Below are 16727 nucleotides of genomic sequence, written 5' to 3' on the forward strand. Positions count from 1 at the left end.
CGCCCACGGTCACGGCCTTATACGCCATGTTGTCGGTAAACTGTAGAGATCATGACCCCTCAAAATTCGGAAATCAGCACGGCCGGCGCCGTTCCCGCTACGGCTGAAGCCGCTGACACCACAGCCCACATCACCGTGGAAGGCTTCGACAGCCTGGTCCCTGAAGTGATCGACCTTGACGCCCCCCGCGACGGCGTGCCGCTGGTCATCGAAACGCAGTCCGGCCTCGAACGTTGCGCCGCCGCCCTCGCGGCGGGTCACGGCCCCGCGGGCGTTGACGCCGAGCGGGCCTCCGGTTTCCGCTACGGCCAGCGCGCTTTCCTGGTCCAGATCCGGCGCGAAGGCTCCGGGACTTGGCTGATCGATCCCGAACCGTTCGGGGATCTCAGTATCATCAACGACGCACTGCGCGGGGTCGAATGGATCCTGCACGCCGCCAGCCAGGACCTGCCGTGCTTGTCCGAACTCGGCATGTGGCCGGACAAGCTCTTCGACACGGAGCTCGCCGCGCGCCTGGCCGGACTGCCCCGGGTGGGCCTGGCCGCCGTCATCGAACAACTCCTGGGCTTCGGCCTGGCGAAGGAACACTCCGCCGCGGACTGGTCCACCCGGCCCTTGCCGGAACCGTGGCTGCGGTACGCGGCCCTCGACGTCGAGGTCCTCACCGAGCTGCGCGAGGAACTGATCGAGCTGCTGGTCGCGGACGGAAAACTGGAGTACGCCGAGCAGGAGTTCGCAGCCATCCTCGAAGCCGGGCAGGCGCCTCCCCGCGTCGACCCGTGGCGCAAAACCTCCGGACTGCACCAGATCCGGGACCGCCGCCAGCTGGCCGCAGTCCGGGAGCTGTGGCAGGAACGCGACTCCCTCGCACAGAAGCGTGACGTTGCCCCCGGCCGGCTGATCCCGGACTCTGCCCTCGTCGCCGCCGCCAAGGCCATGCCCACCACGGTTCCCCAGCTCCTCGGCACCAAGGGCTTCCACGGGCGGGCCGCCCAGCGCGAAGCGCCCCGCTGGCTGCGCTGCATCAGCGCGGCACGGGCCCTGGAGGACCTGCCCCCGCTGCACCTGCCCACCAACGCTCCCCCGCCGCCGCGCGTCTGGGCGGACCGGGACCCGGACGCCGCCGCCAGGCTGGCCACAGCCCGTCCGAAGCTCCAGGCGAGGGCCGAGGAACTGAACCTGCCCGTGGAAAACCTGCTGACCCCGGACTACCTCCGCCGGGTTGCATGGCGTCCGCCGGTCGAACTCAGCGAAGAGGGCGTGGCCGAGGAACTGGCGAACCTCGGGGCGCGTCAGTGGCAGATCGAAATCACTGCTCCGCTGATTGCCGAGGCCTTCCTGAACCCCGAGCCGCTGCCCGCGAAGGAGCCCAGGGTTCCCGCGGAGGCTCCATCCGGCACCGCCGGCTAGCAGGACTGTCCCGGACCTCCCACCCCCTTGCCAGCTATGTTACTGGCGAGTAACATTATGCATGATGTCGCCCGGAGCCTTCCCGGCTGTGGCAAGCCCTGCCCAGGGCTTTTTGCCGCTAGCGTGGTTCCGGCACCCATGTCTCAATGAGGAGTGTCACGTGAGCGAACCCCGTAGCAGCGGAAAGACCAGCAGCGGAAAGACCAGCAGCGCCAGCCCGGGCATCGGAAGAAGCCGGACCGTACGCGACGTCGTTTTTGTCGATGGCGTCCGGACCCCTTTCGGCCGCGCGGGTGAAAAGGGCATCTACGCCGGCACCCGCGCAGACGACCTCGTGGTCAAGTGCATCCGCGAACTGATGCGCCGCAACCCCTCCCTTCCGGCTGACCGGATCGACGAGGTTGCGATTGCCGCCACCACCCAGACGGGCGACCAGGGGCTGACCATCGGCCGTACTGCCGCCCTGCTGGCCGGACTCCCGCGGACCGTGCCCGGCTTCGCCATCGACCGCATGTGCGCCGGTGCCGTGACCGCCGTCACCACGACGGCGAGCGGCATCGGCTTCGGCGCTTACGACGTCGTCATCGCCGGCGGCGTGGAGCACATGGGTAACCACCCGATGGGCGCCGGCTCCGACCCCAATCCGCGTTTCATGTCGGAGCGGCTCGTGGACCCCGCAGCCCTGAACATGGGCAACACGGCCGAGAACCTGCACGACCGTTTCCCGGCCATCACCAAGGAACGCACCGACGCCTACGCCGTCGCCTCCCAGGACAAGCTGGCCGCGGCCTACGCCAGGGAACAGATCCAGCCCGATCTCGTGCCCGTGGCCACCATGAAGCCGGGCCAGGGCTGGACCGTCAACACGGTGGACGAGCCCCCGCGCCCGGGCACCACCGTTGAAGACCTGGCCGGGCTGCGGACCCCGTTCCGCGCCCACGGCCGGGTCACCGCGGGCAACGCCGCCGGACTTAACGACGGCGCCACCGCGGCCCTGCTCGCGTCGGCCGACGCGGCCGAGGAGCTCGGCTTGCCGGTGAGGATGCGCCTGGTGGCCTATGCCTTCGCCGGCGTCGAACCCGAGGTCATGGGCATCGGCCCGGTTCCGGCCACCGAGAAGGCGCTGAAGAACGCCGGGCTCGACATCGAAGACATCGGGCTCTTCGAGATCAATGAAGCTTTCGCCGTCCAGGTCCTCAGCTTCCTGGACCACTTCGGAATCGCCGACGATGACCCCCGCGTCAACCGCTACGGCGGCGCGATCGCCGTCGGACACCCGCTGGCGTCCTCCGGGGTCCGGCTGATGAACCAGCTGGCGCGGCAGTTCGAGGAGGACCCCACGGTCCGTTACGGTATGACCACCATGTGCATCGGCCTGGGCATGGGGGCCACCGTCATCTGGGAAAACCCGCACCACGCCGACTACGGCACTCCCTTTGACAATGCAACCACAGGCTACACCACCACCAAGACTGGAGCCGCAGCATGAGCGCCGCCGATTTCCACAAGCTTGCCGAGCTGTTTCCGAACGAGACGGTGACGCACTCCTACGTCCAGGACATCCGGCTCCCCGCCGTCAACGGCACGAGCCCCGGCACCTTCGCCCTGATCACGCTGGACAACGGCCTGGATCACTCCAAACCGACCACCCTCGGGCCCAACACCCTCGTGGAGCTCGGGACGGTCTTGGAAGGGCTGAAGGAGCGCGCAGCCCGCGGCGAGATCGCCGGCGTCGGCGTCACCGGCAAGCCGTACTTCCTCGTGGCCGGTGCCGACCTGTCCACCGTCAAGTCGGTCAGCGGCCGCGAGCAGGGCCTGTGGATGGCCCAGCTGGGCCACGAGGTCTACTCCACCCTGGCGAACCTGGGCGTGCCGAGCTTCGCGTTCATCAACGGCCTTGCCTTCGGTGGCGGCCTGGAGATCGCGCTGCAGTCCACCTACCGGACAGTGTCCACGGGTGCCGGCGCGCTGGCCCTGCCGGAAGCGTTCATCGGGCTGGTCCCGGGCTGGGGCGGGGTCTACATCCTGCCGCGGCTCATCGGCCCCGAGAATGCCGTGAAGGTCATGATCGAAAACCCGCTCAGCAACAACCGCACGCTCACGGGTCCGCAGGCCTTTGAACTCGGCGTCGCGGACGCCATGTTTGAACCGGCGGACTTCGTCGAGCAGTCCGTGGCGTGGGCCGCGAAGGTCATCGCCGGCGCCGTCGCCCCCGAGCGTGCGAACGCCGTCGACCCCGCCGATCCGGACGTCGCCGCACGCTGGGCGGCGGCCGTCGCCAAGGGGCGGGCCTTTGTCGAGGCCAAAACCTCCAACGCCTCCCCCGCCCCGGCCAAGGTCCTCGACGTCATGGAAGCCAACCGGACCCTGACCCAGGCCCAGTCCGCCGAGCTGGAGTGTGAGACCCTTGCGGAGCTCATGCAGACCGCTGAGTTCCGCTCCACCGTCTACGCGTTCCTGGACCTCGTGCAGAAGCGCTCGAAGCGTCCGGCGGGCGCCCCGGACCGCAAGCTCGCCCGCCCGGTGGGCAAAGTCGGCGTGGTGGGCGCGGGCCTGATGGCGAGCCAGCTCGCCCTGCTCTTCGCCCGCCAGCTCAAGGTGCCGGTAGTCATGACAGACATCGACCAGGCCCGGGTGGACAAGGGCGTCGGCTACGTGCACGCCGAGGTGGACAAGCTGCTGGCCAGGAAGCGGATCAGTCCCGACGCCGCGAACCGCACCAAGGCGCTAGTCAGCGGCTCGGTGTCCAAGGAAGCTTTCGCCGACGCCGACTTTGTGATTGAGGCCGTCTTCGAGGAACTCAACGTCAAGAAGCAGGTCTTCAAGGAGGTGGAGGCGATTGTGTCGCCCGAGTGCATCCTCGCCACCAACACCTCGTCGCTCTCCGTCACCGCGATGGCGGCGGACCTTGAGCACCCGGAGCGGCTCCTCGGCTTCCATTTCTTCAATCCGGTGGCGGTGATGCCCCTGCTGGAGATTGTCCGTGGGCCGAACACCGACGACGCCGTCCTGGCCACCGCGTTCGAACTTGCCAAGGGCCTGAAGAAGTCCGCTGTGCTCGTCAAGGATGCCGCGGCGTTCGTGGTCAACCGCGTCCTGCTGCGCCTCATGGGCGAAGTGACGGCCGCCTTCGACGAGGGCACCCCCGCCGACGTCGCGGACAACGCACTGCGGCCGATGGGTCTTCCCATGACCCCCTTTGTGCTCGGGGCGATGGTCGGCCTGCCGGTGGCGCAGCACGTCCAGGAATCGCTGCACGCGGCCTTCGGGGACCGCTTCAGGGTCTCGGCGAACCTGCAGTCGCTGATCGACAACGGCGTGAAATCCATCTGGGCTGCCGAGAAGGGCGCACCCGTGCCGGGTCCGGACGGCAAGCCGTATATTCCGGCGGAAACCCTCGCACTGATGTCCTTCGGCACCACGCCGTCCACCGCGGAGGAGGTCCTGCGCCGCACGCAGGATGCCCTGGCGGAGGAAATCGGCCTCATGCTCGAGGAGGGCGTGGTTGCCGGTCCGGAGGACATCGACCTCTGCATGATCCTCGGCGCGGGCTGGCCGATGTTCCTGGGCGGCATCACCCCGTACCTGGACCGGGTGGGCGCCTCGGAGCGGGTCAACGGCAAGAAGTTCCTGGCACCCGGGGTGGCGTCCGCACCTGCCGCCGGGTAGCCGACCCCGGAACCGCCATGTAGCGCCGCCGTCCCCACTGCACGTCTTTGCAGCCCGGGCGGCGGCGCCGTGGTCATTGCAGCGGCGTCGCGTCCTGCACGGCCGTTGCCCTGAGCGGGCGCCGACGCATGACCCGGCCGTCAGGCAGGGTGCTCAGACTTCCCGCAGGCTCCCGGCGTCGAGCCGAAGGATCCGGCGTGCAGTGGCACGGGCGTAGGCGAGGTCGTGGGTGACCATCACGACGGCGGTCCCCCGCGCCGCCGCGGCGTTGACGGCGCGGCCCAAATGTTCGAGGCCGGTCCGGTCCAGCCCGACGGTGGGCTCGTCCAGGGCCAGCACGGCGGGTTCGCGGGCCAGGACCGTGGCCAGGGCGAGCAGCCGCTGCTGCGAGGCGGGCAGTTCGGCTGGGTGGAGGCTCTCGGCCGCGGCGGACAGCCCGACGGCCGCCAGCGCCGCCCGGGCCCTGCCCTCGGCGCCGGCCTTGCCGACGAGCTGCCGGAGCCCGAACGCGGCTTCCCGGAGGACGGTTCGTTCGAAGAGCTGGTCCCGGGGATGCTGGAAGAGCAGGCCCACCGAGGCGGCAACCGTTCCCACCGGGACACCGGCGATGCTGCGCCCGCAAACCCGCACGTCCCCTTCCGAAGGCCGCAGCAGTCCGTTGAAGTGCCGCAGGAGCGTCGACTTCCCGGCCCCGTTCGGTCCCGTCACGGCAACAATCTCGCCGGAGCGGACGGCGAAGTCCACGTCCCGAAGGACCAGGGCCGGCGCCGGGTCCACGCGCCGCGGTGCATGCCGGCCGTAGCCGAACCCGACCCGGCACAATTCGAGCGCCACCGTGTCGGCTGGCCTCGCGTCGACTGCTCCCGTGTCGAGGGCCGCCGCGGCGGGGATGCCGCTCCCGGCGTGGGGTAGGGCGCGGCCGGGGCCGGCACCGGCGGCAAACCCGGGCACGAGCACGCCCGAGCGTTCGAGCTCAGCCACGCCGGCCAGCTGCGCCGGGGTCCCCGCGGCGGTGACCGTGCCGGCGTCGAGAACGGTCCAGTGCGTGGCTTCGCCGGCGAGCCGGTCAGCGGCCTGGCTGAGCAGGACGACGCCGGTCCCGTCGCGGCAGAGGCTGCGGACCAGGGCCTCAATCTGTGCCGCGCCGGCCCCATCCAGCGACGCCAGCGGTTCGTCGAGGACGAGGATGTCCGGTTCCGCGATGACGGCGCAGCCCACGGCGAGCCTGCGCAGCTCACCGCCGGAGAGCGTCGCCGGGTCCCGGTCCAGCAGCCCGGACAGGCCCGTCCGCGCGGCGGTGCGCTCCACGGCACGGAGCATGCTCATCCGTGGCGTGGCGCGGTTTTCCAAGCCGAAGGCCAATTCCTCCGCCACGGTGGCCCGGACCGTGGAAAGCATGGCTGCCGCGTCCTGCGGGACGTAGGCGACGCGGCGGGACCATTCAGCGGGGTCGATCCGGGGGTCGTCGGGCGCGCCGTGGAACTCCAGCCTGGTGCCATCGAGCTCCATGCTGCCGCGGAACTCCCCCGCGTGGCCGGCCCGGAGCCAGCCGGCCAGCAGTTTCCCGAGCGTGGATTTTCCGCTCCCGGAGCCGCCCAGGACGGCGGTCAGGGAGCCCGGGGTGACCTGCAGCGCCGCGTTGCCCAGCGCGGGCTGGCTCTCGCCGTGGAACGTGAAGGAGTCGATCCGGACCCGAAGGGCCGTCCGGGTCGCCGAGGTCACTGCATCCCTCCGGCCGGCCAGGAAACCACGAGCCGTGCGGCGACGGCGGCAGCCATGAGCACCAGGGCGGCCGCCCGGAAGCGCCGCTGGGCGGCCGTGTCTGCGACGTCACGGTAGCTGGTCCGCGGTCCCGCGCTGCCGAAGCCGCGGGCGTCGAGCGCCTGGGCGCGGCTGCCGGCGTCGTCCATCAGCGCCAGCACGAGGGGTACCATTTGCAGCCGGAGTGCGCCGATGCGGGACAGTATGCCGCCACGGACCACCATCCCGCGCGTTTCCTGCGCCTGCCGGATCCGGTCCAGGCGCGCAGCGGCTGCGGGCAGCAAGGTGAGGGTGGAGGCCAGGACGAAGCCGAACTGCGGCGGAATCCTGCGGGCGGAGAGGGCGGAGAGGAGGTCGGGAATGCTGACCGTGAAGGAGAAGAGCAGGAACACCAGTACACATGCGGTGGTCCGCGTCCCGAGCTCCAGCGCGAATCCCAGGCCCTCGGCTGTGACCCGGGCCGGGCCCCACTGGGCCAGGACGGTGTGGCCTTCGGGGAAGAACAGACCGTGCAGCACCAAGAGGGACAGGCACAGGGGAACAAGGATCACCGCCGCCGCGGACAGGACCCTTCCCGCCACTCCTCCGCGCACCGCAAGGAACACCGCGGCAAGGGCCACGGCGAGGGAGAGCGGCCAGCTGGCTGCCGCCGTCGTGACGACGGCGGCGCAAACCGCTGCGGTCAGCGCGGTGAAGGGGTGAAGGTGCGAGGTCACGGGATCAGGATGACAGGCTCGGGTTCGAGCCCGCCAGTTCAATCACGGGGTCAGGCGTCCGGTGCCGCCGGCGCCTTGCCGGCGAGCACCCGGAAGCGCCGGACGAACGGGAACTGGAAAGTGGTTCGGCGGGGCAGCGCATAGGCCAGCAGAGCCGCGATCGTGAAGACAATGGCCTTGTCCATCGGATCGGAGATCAGTGCCTGCTTGGTGATGGCGGCCAGCAGCGTGTCGCCCATGGCCCGGAAGGCGCTGACGATCGCCCCGGTACCGAGGCCCGAGGTGCCGCCGAAGACGAACGCGGCGATCGGTGCGGAGATCACACCGGCCACGATGCCCGTGGCGAAGCCTGCGACCGGTACGAAGTAGAAGCGGCGGAACAGGCCGCCGCGGGCGGCCACGCCGGCGAGGAAGCCGATCACGGCGGCCCCTGCGGCGAAGGGCAGCACGGTGGGGTTGAAGAAGGACCAGACGATGCTGCTCAGCGCGCCCGTGGCGGCGCCGGCGGCGGGGCCGGCGAGAACGCCGATCAGGACGGTGCCGATCGCGTCGATGTAGAACGGCAGCCCGGTGCTGCCCATGAGCTGTCCGAGGACCACGTTCAGGACCAGCGCCACGGGGATCAGGACCAGGGTGGAGGTGGGGAGGACCGGCAGGACGGCGACAATGAGGAGAACCGCGCCGAGCAGGAAGCCGCCCAGGGCCACGAGGGCCGAGAAGCTTGCCGGACCGTTGGCAATATCTGCGGGCTGGGTGAGCACCAGGAAGACGTAAGTCGCGGCGATGGCTGCGGCGCCTGCGATTTCGAGCAGGCGGCGGCTGCGGGCGGCCGCCTGTCCAGGGGCTTTGACGGTGAGGGCTGGCTGTGACATGGGGGTGTTCCTTTGGCTGGGTACAACAACAGCTGGGTACAACAACATCCGCCTCATGTCACCTCGGCGCAGCTACCATCCTAGCGAGCAGAGGACCCGCCGGGGAACACCGCCGGCCCGCCCGCTCCTCAGCCCGTCGGCGACTTTGAGGTCGCCGACCCGGCGCCCACGGCGCGCCCGAGGGCGCCGACCGAGGAAATCAGCTCGTCGAAACAGTGGGCGGGGTTGTTGTCGGAGACAATCCTGGCGTTTGGCGGCAGCCCCCACAGCCCGCGGAAGTCGGCCACCGTGGTGCCCACGAGCAGCGGGGATTCCGTTTCGACATCCACCGTGGCCGGCCGGGTGGCGAACGGCGTCCGTCCCGCCGCAACACAGGCCGCGAAGGCGTCGTGCACGTGCGCCACATAACCCTGGTCGTAGAGACGGTGGAACTCCATGTAGAACCGCAGTGCGTCGGACAGGCAGGCCACGAGCCGGTTGCCGGAGCGGCTGCGCAGGCCTTCGGGTTGCTCCGGGAGCACCAGTTCGGGTTCCGGCGCGCCCGCTGCCTCGCCGAGGCGGCGCAGGTGCTCCGGCCGCATCTCGATCCGCTCGGTGGTCTCCAGCGCGCAGACGATGGGCAGTTTGTCCTCGGGCAGGCCCCGGTAGGCGGCAAACACTTCCTTCGCGGCATGCGGGTCCACCGAGGTGTTCCATTCGGCGGTCGGCGTCGTGTTGCCCTGGTAGTAGAAGGCGCCGCCCATGATGACGAGCCCCTTGAGCAGCCGGGGCAGGTTCGGTTCGCGGCGCAGGGCCAGGGCGAAATTCGTCAGCGGACCGGTGATCAGCCCGGTAATTTCGCCCGGATGCGCCCGCACCTCCTCGACCCAGACGTCGACGGCGTGCCGTGCCGAGATCTGCTGCACCGGGGCCGGCAGTTCGGCGTAACCGATCCCCTGCGGCCCGTGGGTCTCCTCGGTGGTCACCAGCGGGATCTCCAGCGGGACCTCAGCGCCGATGGCCACCTCGATGCCCTCGCGTCCGCACAGCTCCAGCAGGGCCAGGTTGTTCAGTGCCACCTGCCTGGCGCCGACGTTCCCGGCGGTGCAGGTGATGGCCTGGAGCCGGATCTCCGGCCTGGACAACAGGTAGACCAGGGCCAGGGCGTCGTCGATCCCGGTGTCGACGTCCATCAGGATCGCGTGCGTGGCGGCAAGGTCCGCCGCGACGCTGCCCAGCGCCGGATCGTTTTGGGCCGGACCGCTCAGAACAGCGCCACCTTGGGCGTGCGCGGGAAGAGGTCGTTCAGCTCGGCGAGCTCGGCCTGGCTGGGCTTCCACGCCACGGCGGCGGCGTTCTGGCGCACCTGCTCCGGCGTGGTGGCGCCGGCGATGACGCTGCTGACGGACGGTTGGGCGGCGAGCCAGGAGAACGCGACCTGGACTTCGTTGAGCCCGCGTGCGGCGGCGAACTCGCCGAACGCACCCAACTGTTCCCAGTCGGCGTCGTGGACGAGGTTGGTGCGGGTGTGGCTGAGCCGCGACCCCTCGGGGGCACGGCCGGCCGAGTACTTTCCGGTAAGCAGCCCGTTGGCGAGCGGGAAGTACGGCAGGACGCCCAGCCCGTACGCCTCGGCGGCGGGCGTGACCTCGAGTTCGGCGCGGCGGTCCAGCAGGTTGTAGTGGTTCTGGCTGGAGATGAAGCGCGCTCCCCCGCGGGCCCGGGCCACGAATTCGGCCTCGGCGATCTGCCAGCCGGCGCGGTTGGAGTGGCCGATGTAGCGGACCTTGCCGCTGGTCACGAGGTCGTCGAGGGCCGAGAGGGTCTCGTCGATGGGCGTCAGCGGGTCCGGCGTGTGGAACTGGTAGAGATCGATCCAGTCCGTGCCGAGCCGGCGCAGGGAGGCCTCGGCCGCCTTGATGATGTAGCGGCGCGATCCCCGGGCGCCGAAGTCCTCGCCGTTGGCCCCGCGCATGTCCATGCCGAACTTGGTGCCGATCACGGCGGCGTCGCGGCGCGCGCCGAGGGCCTTGCCCAGCATCGTCTCGCTGAGGCCCGGCTCCCGGCCGTACGTATCGGCGACGTCAAAGAAGGTAATCCCGGCGTCGAGGGCCGCATGCACGACGGCGTCGGTCCCTTCCTGCGATTCGGTCACGGTCCCGGAACGGCCCAGGTTGTTGCAGCCAAGTCCCACGACCGAGACGGACAGTCCGGAATTTCCCACGCGGCGGTATTCAGTCATGGTTTTACCCTACAACGGCCCGGCGGGCCTCCCGTCCGGGCCGCCGCCCTGGGGTCGGTGGCCGTTACCCCGCGGGCAGCTCCAGTCCGTGCTCGTCCATGGCGTCCTGGAGCTGGGCGAGGGTGCGCGGGCAGACGCCCGGCATGCCGGCCAGCCGGCGGCGGCCAAGCAACACGAGGTGTTCGAGGGTTTCCACCCCCGCATGCGCGAGGGACTTGCGCGCGGGCGCGTCCAGTCCTGCCGGGAGTGGAGTGCTGCCTGGTCGAGAGGATTTTCGCGTCACTGCGTTGCCTTCCAGTCGGTTGCCCCCAAACTCATGTGAGCCGTGCCCGGCTCCTTGCCGGTGAAGCCTAGAGCGTGAAGCCGTTGGCCGGCTTCGGTGAATGCTTGAGCTTGAACGTCTCCTCGCCAAATGGCGCGGCGCCGATGCTCAGCTTGGTGAAGTCCAGGTCCTCGCCCCGGATGCAGACTTTGATGGCGTTGACGGTCTTGTTGACGTCCGGGGTGAGGCAGAAGATATTGAGCCTGGCGTCGGAGAACTCGCTGCGGTCCACAACGCCCAGGCCCCGCCACGCCAGGTGGCTGATCAAGGCGTCTTTGGCTTTTTCCTCAAGGTACCGGTCCCGGCTGGTCCCGTCCTTGGTCTTGAGCGCGTACTGGGCCACCACCCAGAACTGTTCCTGTTCGGGAATTTCGGCGTAGCCGTCCTCGGCGCACTGCACCGCGAAGGCGTCCATGAGGCGTTCGGCGGCTTCCGCGTTGTCGACGTCGGTTTCGTCGGTCGTGCTCTGGTGCCCGACGACGCCGTGGTTCATCACGAACTGGCTGTAGTCCTCGTCGAACCAGGCCTCCCTGAAGTGCAGGGTGCCCTCTTCGTCACGTTTGTAAACCCGAATAATTCCACTCATATGCCAGTTCCTTCCTGGGCCGTGCAGCGCCGCCTGGGGTGGCGCCATACGGGGTAGTGCTCAACAGACGTGCTGGCTACAGCAGCGGCAGGCTGCCGGTGCTGGGGTGTTCCTGGCCGGGCAGGGGACGCGCAAACGGCACCTTCGTGCCCAGGACCTGGGCGACGACGTCGTGGGTGATTTGCTGGGCGGTCAACCCGACGCGTTCGAGCACCTGGCTGCGGGTTCCGTGATCGAGGAACTCCACCGGCAGGCCGACCTCGTTGAGGGCGGTGTCCACTCCGGCGGCCCGCATTTCCTGCCGGATCCGGGAACCGACACCGCCGGCGCGCACGCCGTCCTCGATGCAGATCACCAGGCGGTGGCCCGCGGCGAGATCGATGATGGACCTCCGGACGGGAAGGACCCAACGGGGATCCACCACGGTGGAGCTGATGCCCTGGGCACCGAGGCGGTTGGAGACATCCAGCGCGAGTTCGGACATTGCTCCCACGCTCACGATCAGGACGTCGTTCTCGCTGGAGGTTGCGGGGCGGCGGGCCAGCACGTCCACGCCGTCGTCCAGGCGTTCGAGCGCCTCGACCTCGGCGCCGACGCTGCCCTTGGAGTAGCGGATCACACTGGGGGCGTTCTCGATGGCCACGGCCTCGCGCAGTTCCTCGCGCAGGCGGGTGGCGTCGCGCGGTGCCGCGAGGTGCAGCCCGGGCACGATCTGGACCATGGCCATGTCCCACATCCCGTGGTGGCTCGCGCCGTCGGGTCCGGTGACGCCGGCCCGGTCCAGGACGATGGTGACGCCGGCCTTGTGCAGGGCCACGTCCATGAGCAACTGGTCGAAGGCACGGTTCAGGAAGGTCGCGTAGACCGCGACCACCGGGTGCAGCCCTCCGAACGCCATGCCGGCGGCCGAGGTGAGGGCGTGCTGTTCGGCGATGCCGACGTCGAACACCCGTTCGGGGTGCCGGGCGGCGAACTTGTGCAACCCGACCGGGATCAGCATGGCCCCGGTGATACCGACGATGTCCTCGCGCTCGTCCGCGATATCGGCGATCTCATCGGCGAAGACGGCGGTCCAGGACTTGGCCCCGCCGGCTTCGGTGGGGACGCCGGTCTCCGGATCGATGATCCCCACCGCGTGGAACTGGTCCGCCTCATGGGCGCGGGCCGGAGCGTAGCCATGGCCCTTCTCCGTCATGGCGTGGACAATCACCGGTCCGGCGTAGTTCTTGGCGGTGGCGAGGGCGTTTTCCATCGCCTGGAGGCTGTGGCCGTCGACGGGACCGATGTACTTCATGCCGAGGTCCTCGAACATGCCCTGCGGGGCCCACCAGTCCTTGAGGCCCTTCTTCATGGCATGCAGGCTCTTGTAGGTGAACTGGCCCGCGGGACCGCCGTTCTGCAGTTTGCGCTTCCACCAATCGAGTGTTCCCTCGTAGGCCGGGGCGGCGCGGAGCGAATCGATGGTGGGGCGCAGGGACGCGAGGTAGTCGGCAAACCCGCCGACGGTCGGGGCATAGGAGCGGCCGTTGTCGTTGACCACGATGACCACGCGGCGTTTCTTGTCCGCCGCGATGTTGTTGATGGCCTCCCAGGCCATGCCGCCGGTCAGCGCCCCGTCGCCCACCACTGCGACGACGAAGCGGTCGCCGTCGCCGGTCAGCTGCCTGGCCCGGGAAATGCCGTCGGCCCAGGACAGCGACGAGGACGCGTGCGAGCTTTCGACGATGTCGTGCTCTGATTCGCCGCGGTCCGGGTAGCCGGACAGGCCGCCCTGCTGGCGAAGGGTGCTGAAATCCTGGCGTCCGGTGAGGAGTTTGTGGACGTAAGACTGGTGACCAGTGTCGAAGACAATGCTGTCGCGCGGGGAATCAAAAATCCGGTGCACCGCGATGGTGAGCTCGACGACGCCGAGGTTCGGACCCAGGTGCCCTCCCGTTTGGGAGACGTTGCCGATCAGGAACTCCCTGACCTCGGCTGCCAGCTGATCCAGCTGCGCCTCGGACAACTTGCTCAGGTCCTGCGGATTCCGGATGGTGTCCAAGATTCCCAACGGCCCCTCCTTCGGGTGGTAGACATGCCTTTTAACTCTAACGCCTCCGCACGGGCGCCTAAACCGGAATGCGGAAGGCCCCGGCCGGTCAGTGACCGGCCGGGGCCTTTCGTGCGTTACCGACAGCGGCCGGCGGCTCCGCTTAGTGCGCGGAGATCTGACGCAGGACGTACTGCAGGATGCCGCCGTTGCGGTAGTAGTCCGCCTCGCCCGGGGTATCGATGCGCAGGACCGCGTCGAAGGAGGTGACGGTACCGTCCTCGGCAGTGGCCGTGACCTTGAGGGTCTTCGGCGTCGTGCCTTCGTTCAGGGCGGTGACGCCCTCAACCGCGTAGGTTTCCGTGCCGGTCAGGCCCAGGCTGGCGGCGTTCTGGCCGGCCGGGTACTGCAGCGGCAGGACACCCATGCCGATGAGGTTCGAGCGGTGGATACGCTCGTAGCTCTCGGCAACGACGGCCTTGACGCCGAGGAGCGCCGTGCCCTTGGCGGCCCAGTCACGGGACGATCCGGAACCGTATTCCTTGCCTGCCAGGACGACCAGCGGGGTGCCGGCGGCCTGGTAGTTCTGTGCGGCGTCGTAGACGTAGGCCTGCGGGCCGTCGGCCTGGGTGAAGTCGCGGGTGAAGCCGCCCTCCACGCCGTCCAGGAGCTGGTTCTTGATACGGATGTTCGCGAATGTGCCGCGGATCATGACCTCGTGGTTGCCACGGCGTGAGCCGTAGGAGTTGAAGTCCTTGCGTTCCACACCGTTGGCCAGCAGGTACTGACCGGCCGGGGTGTCCGACTTGAAGGAGCCGGCCGGGGAGATGTGGTCCGTGGTGACGGAATCGCCGAGCTTGAGCAGCACTCGCGCCCCGGTGATGTCCTTGACCGGTTCGGGCGTGGCCTTCATGCCCTCGAAGTACGGGGGCTTCCGGACGTAGGTGGACTTCTCGTCCCACGCGAAGGTGTCGCCGGCCGGGGTGTCAAGCGCCTTCCAGCGGTCGTCGCCTTCGAAGACTCCCTCGTAGCCGCGGGCGAACATTTCCTTGTCGATCGAGGAATCGATGACCTGCTGGACCTCGACGGGGTTCGGCCAGATGTCCTTCAGGAAGACGTCGTTGCCGGCCTCGTCCTGGCCCAGGGCGTCGTTGTCGAAGTCGAAGTCCATGGAACCGGCCAGGGCGTAGGCGATGACCAGCGGCGGGGAGGCCAGGTAGTTCATCTTCACGTCCGGGTTGATCCGGCCTTCGAAGTTGCGGTTGCCCGAGAGCACGGCGGTGACGGAGAGGTCGTTGGCCTGGATGGCCTCGGAGATCTCGGCGTCCAGCGGACCGGAGTTGCCGATGCAGGTGGCGCAGCCGTAGCCCACGATGTAGAAGCCGAGCTTCTCCAGGTACGGGGTCAGGCCCGACTTGTTGTAGTAGTCGGTGACCACCTTGGACCCGGGAGCGACGGAGGTCTTGACCCACGGCTTCGAGGTCAGGCCCTTGTCGACGGCGTTGCGGGCCAGCAGTGCGGCGGCCAGCATCACGGACGGGTTGGACGTGTTGGTGCAGGAGGTGATCGAGGCGATCGAGACCGCACCGTGGTCCAGTTCGAACTCGCGGCCGTCCGCGGTGGTGACGCTCACCTTGTTGGACGGGCGCCCGTTGGACGTCGGTCCGTGGGAGTGCGGGGCCTGGTCCGTGACGTGGCTCGCAGAGCCCGTGAAGGACGGCGAGTCGGAGGCCGGGAAGCTCTCGTCGATGGCCTCGTCGACGCTGCCGCCAACCAGGTCTTCCTTCACGTAGTTGCGCAGGTCCTCGCGGAACTGGGCCTTGGACTCGGTGAGGATGATGCGGTCCTGCGGGCGCTTTGGGCCGGAGATCGACGGAACAACCGTGGACAGGTCCAGCTCGAGGTACTCGGAGAACTTGATCTCCTTGGAAGGATCGTGCCAGAGGCCCTGTTCCTTCGCGTAGGACTCCACGAGGGCGACGTTTTCCTCGGACCGGCCGGTGAGGCGCAGGTAGTCGAGGGTGACGTCATCGATCGGGAACATCGCGGCGGTGGAGCCGAACTCGGGGCTCATGTTGCCGATGGTGGCGCGGTTGGCCAGCGGCACAGCCGCGACGCCTTCGCCGTAGAACTCCACGAACTTGCCGACCACACCGTGCTGGCGCAGCTGCTCGGTGATGGTGAGCACGACGTCGGTGGCGGTGGCGCCGGCCGGGATGGATCCGGTGAGCTTGAAGCCCACGACGCGCGGGATCAGCATGGAGACGGGCTGGCCGAGCATGGCGGCCTCGGCCTCAATGCCGCCAACGCCCCAGCCCAGCACGCCCAGGCCGTTGACCATGGTGGTGTGCGAGTCGGTGCCGACGCAGGTGTCCGGGTAGGCACGCAGGACAGTGCCGGTTTCGGTGTCCACCGCGCGGGTCATGACCGTGCGGGCCAGGTACTCGATGTTGACCTGGTGCACAATGCCGGTGCCCGGGGGCACCACCTTGAAGTCGTCGAACGCGGTCTGGCCCCAGCGCAGGAACTGGTAACGCTCCCCGTTGCGCTGGTATTCGATCTCCATGTTGCGCTCCAGCGCGCCGGAGTTGCCGAACGCGTCGATCTGGACGGAGTGGTCAATGACCATCTCGGCCGGTGCCAGCGGGTTGACCCGCTTCGGGTCTCCGCCGAGCTCCTTGACGGCCTCGCGCATGGTGGCGAGGTCAACGACGCACGGGACGCCGGTGAAGTCCTGCATGATCACGCGCGCCGGCGTGAACTGGATTTCGGTGTCGGGCTCGGCGCTGGGGTCCCAGCCGGCGAGTGCGCGGACGTGGTCGGCCGTGATGTTGGCACCGTCCTCGGTCCTCAACAGGTTTTCAAGCAATACCTTGAGGCTGAACGGAAGGTTTTCTGCACCTTCGACGGAGTTCAACCGGAAAATTTCATATTCGGTTCCGGCTACATTAAGTTTGCCTTTTGAACCGAAGCTGTCCACAATGCTCATCGCAGGACTCCTCTCGCAACAGTTTCATCTTTGTCGCGCCGCTGAACCCTTGCTAGTTAGGTCGGCCTAACTAATACCTGCATCAGCGCACGGGTGTACTGATGCAGGTACGGAACGCAGGAAACAGCCGTTTAATGGAGCGCGACGACGGA

12 protein-coding genes are annotated in these 16727 nt (G+C 68.7%); 3 read left to right on the forward strand and 9 right to left on the reverse strand.

The features are described from left to right. Positions 1 to 51: 51 nt before the first annotated feature. The 3 genes from AB4Y72_RS12460 to AB4Y72_RS12470 all read left to right on the forward strand — a co-directional run bounded on the left by AB4Y72_RS12460 (position 52) and on the right by AB4Y72_RS12470 (position 5079). On the forward strand, positions 52 to 1410 hold the full coding sequence (locus AB4Y72_RS12460; RefSeq protein WP_441426469.1) for an HRDC domain-containing protein: 1359 nt from the start codon (positions 52 to 54) through the stop codon (positions 1408 to 1410). Between the two features lie 223 nt (positions 1411 to 1633). Continuing rightward, a complete protein-coding gene (locus tag AB4Y72_RS12465) occupies positions 1634 to 2899 on the forward strand; it encodes a thiolase family protein (RefSeq protein WP_441426593.1) in 1266 nt (421 codons plus the stop codon). Next, positions 2896 to 5079 (forward strand): 3-hydroxyacyl-CoA dehydrogenase NAD-binding domain-containing protein, encoded by a 2184-nt coding sequence (locus tag AB4Y72_RS12470; protein ID WP_441426470.1) that lies wholly within the window; start codon positions 2896 to 2898, stop codon positions 5077 to 5079. The genes AB4Y72_RS12465 and AB4Y72_RS12470 overlap by 4 nt, the downstream gene beginning before the upstream one ends. A 153-nt stretch (positions 5080 to 5232) precedes the next feature. Here AB4Y72_RS12470 and AB4Y72_RS12475 read toward each other — a convergent pair whose 3' ends face one another. The 9 genes from AB4Y72_RS12475 to AB4Y72_RS12515 all read right to left on the reverse strand — a co-directional run bounded on the left by AB4Y72_RS12475 (position 5233) and on the right by AB4Y72_RS12515 (position 16575). Then, complete coding sequence (locus AB4Y72_RS12475) at positions 5233 to 6801, reverse strand: ABC transporter ATP-binding protein (RefSeq protein WP_441426471.1); 1569 nt, start codon at positions 6799 to 6801, stop codon at positions 5233 to 5235. Beyond that, complete coding sequence (locus AB4Y72_RS12480) at positions 6798 to 7556, reverse strand: energy-coupling factor transporter transmembrane component T (RefSeq protein ID WP_441426472.1); 759 nt, start codon at positions 7554 to 7556, stop codon at positions 6798 to 6800. Before AB4Y72_RS12480 ends, AB4Y72_RS12475 begins: the two co-directional genes overlap by 4 nt. Before the next feature lie 50 nt (positions 7557 to 7606). Continuing rightward, positions 7607 to 8428 (reverse strand): ECF transporter S component, encoded by an 822-nt coding sequence (locus tag AB4Y72_RS12485; RefSeq protein ID WP_441426473.1) that lies wholly within the window; start codon positions 8426 to 8428, stop codon positions 7607 to 7609. 128 nt (positions 8429 to 8556) lie between these two features. Beyond that, the gene (locus AB4Y72_RS12490) at positions 8557 to 9600 is read right to left on the reverse strand and encodes a nucleoside hydrolase (protein WP_441426474.1); all 1044 of its coding nucleotides are present in this window, start codon (positions 9598 to 9600) and stop codon (positions 8557 to 8559) included. A gap of 71 nt (positions 9601 to 9671) precedes the next feature. Then, positions 9672 to 10649, reverse strand: a complete 978-nt coding sequence (locus AB4Y72_RS12495) for an aldo/keto reductase (RefSeq protein ID WP_441426475.1) — start codon at positions 10647 to 10649, stop codon at positions 9672 to 9674. Positions 10650 to 10713: 64 nt separating this feature from the next. Continuing rightward, positions 10714 to 10932 carry a hypothetical protein gene (locus tag AB4Y72_RS12500; protein ID WP_441426476.1) on the reverse strand — a complete coding sequence of 73 codons (219 nt, stop codon included), beginning with the start codon at positions 10930 to 10932 and terminating at the stop codon, positions 10714 to 10716. 67 nt (positions 10933 to 10999) lie between these two features. Further along, a complete protein-coding gene (locus AB4Y72_RS12505; RefSeq protein ID WP_441426477.1) occupies positions 11000 to 11557 on the reverse strand; it encodes a hypothetical protein in 558 nt (185 codons plus the stop codon). Positions 11558 to 11633: 76 nt separating this feature from the next. Further along, the gene (dxs, locus tag AB4Y72_RS12510; RefSeq protein WP_441426478.1) at positions 11634 to 13607 is read right to left on the reverse strand and encodes a 1-deoxy-D-xylulose-5-phosphate synthase; all 1974 of its coding nucleotides are present in this window, start codon (positions 13605 to 13607) and stop codon (positions 11634 to 11636) included. Positions 13608 to 13749: 142 nt separating this feature from the next. After that, complete coding sequence (locus AB4Y72_RS12515; RefSeq protein WP_441426479.1) at positions 13750 to 16575, reverse strand: aconitate hydratase; 2826 nt, start codon at positions 16573 to 16575, stop codon at positions 13750 to 13752. Positions 16576 to 16727: the final 152 nt, after the last annotated feature.

This window comes from Arthrobacter sp. YAF34 (assembly GCF_052113245.1).
Lineage (GTDB): Bacteria > Actinomycetota > Actinomycetes > Actinomycetales > Micrococcaceae > Arthrobacter.

What these genes read in the sequence shown, in the direction of transcription:
- AB4Y72_RS12460 (WP_441426469.1), top strand. Translation starts at nt 52, where the DNA reads ATGACCCCTCAAAATTCGGAAATCAGCACGGCCGGCGCCGTTCCCGCT.
- AB4Y72_RS12470 (WP_441426470.1), top strand. Translation starts at nt 2,896, where the DNA reads ATGAGCGCCGCCGATTTCCACAAGCTTGCCGAGCTGTTTCCGAACGAG.
- AB4Y72_RS12485 (WP_441426473.1), bottom strand. Translation starts at nt 8,428, where the DNA reads ATGTCACAGCCAGCCCTCACCGTCAAAGCCCCTGGACAGGCGGCCGCC.
- AB4Y72_RS12490 (WP_441426474.1), bottom strand. Translation starts at nt 9,600, where the DNA reads ATGGACGTCGACACCGGGATCGACGACGCCCTGGCCCTGGTCTACCTG.
- AB4Y72_RS12495 (WP_441426475.1), bottom strand. Translation starts at nt 10,649, where the DNA reads ATGACTGAATACCGCCGCGTGGGAAATTCCGGACTGTCCGTCTCGGTC.
- AB4Y72_RS12505 (WP_441426477.1), bottom strand. Translation starts at nt 11,557, where the DNA reads ATGAGTGGAATTATTCGGGTTTACAAACGTGACGAAGAGGGCACCCTG.
- AB4Y72_RS12515 (WP_441426479.1), bottom strand. Translation starts at nt 16,575, where the DNA reads ATGAGCATTGTGGACAGCTTCGGTTCAAAAGGCAAACTTAATGTAGCC.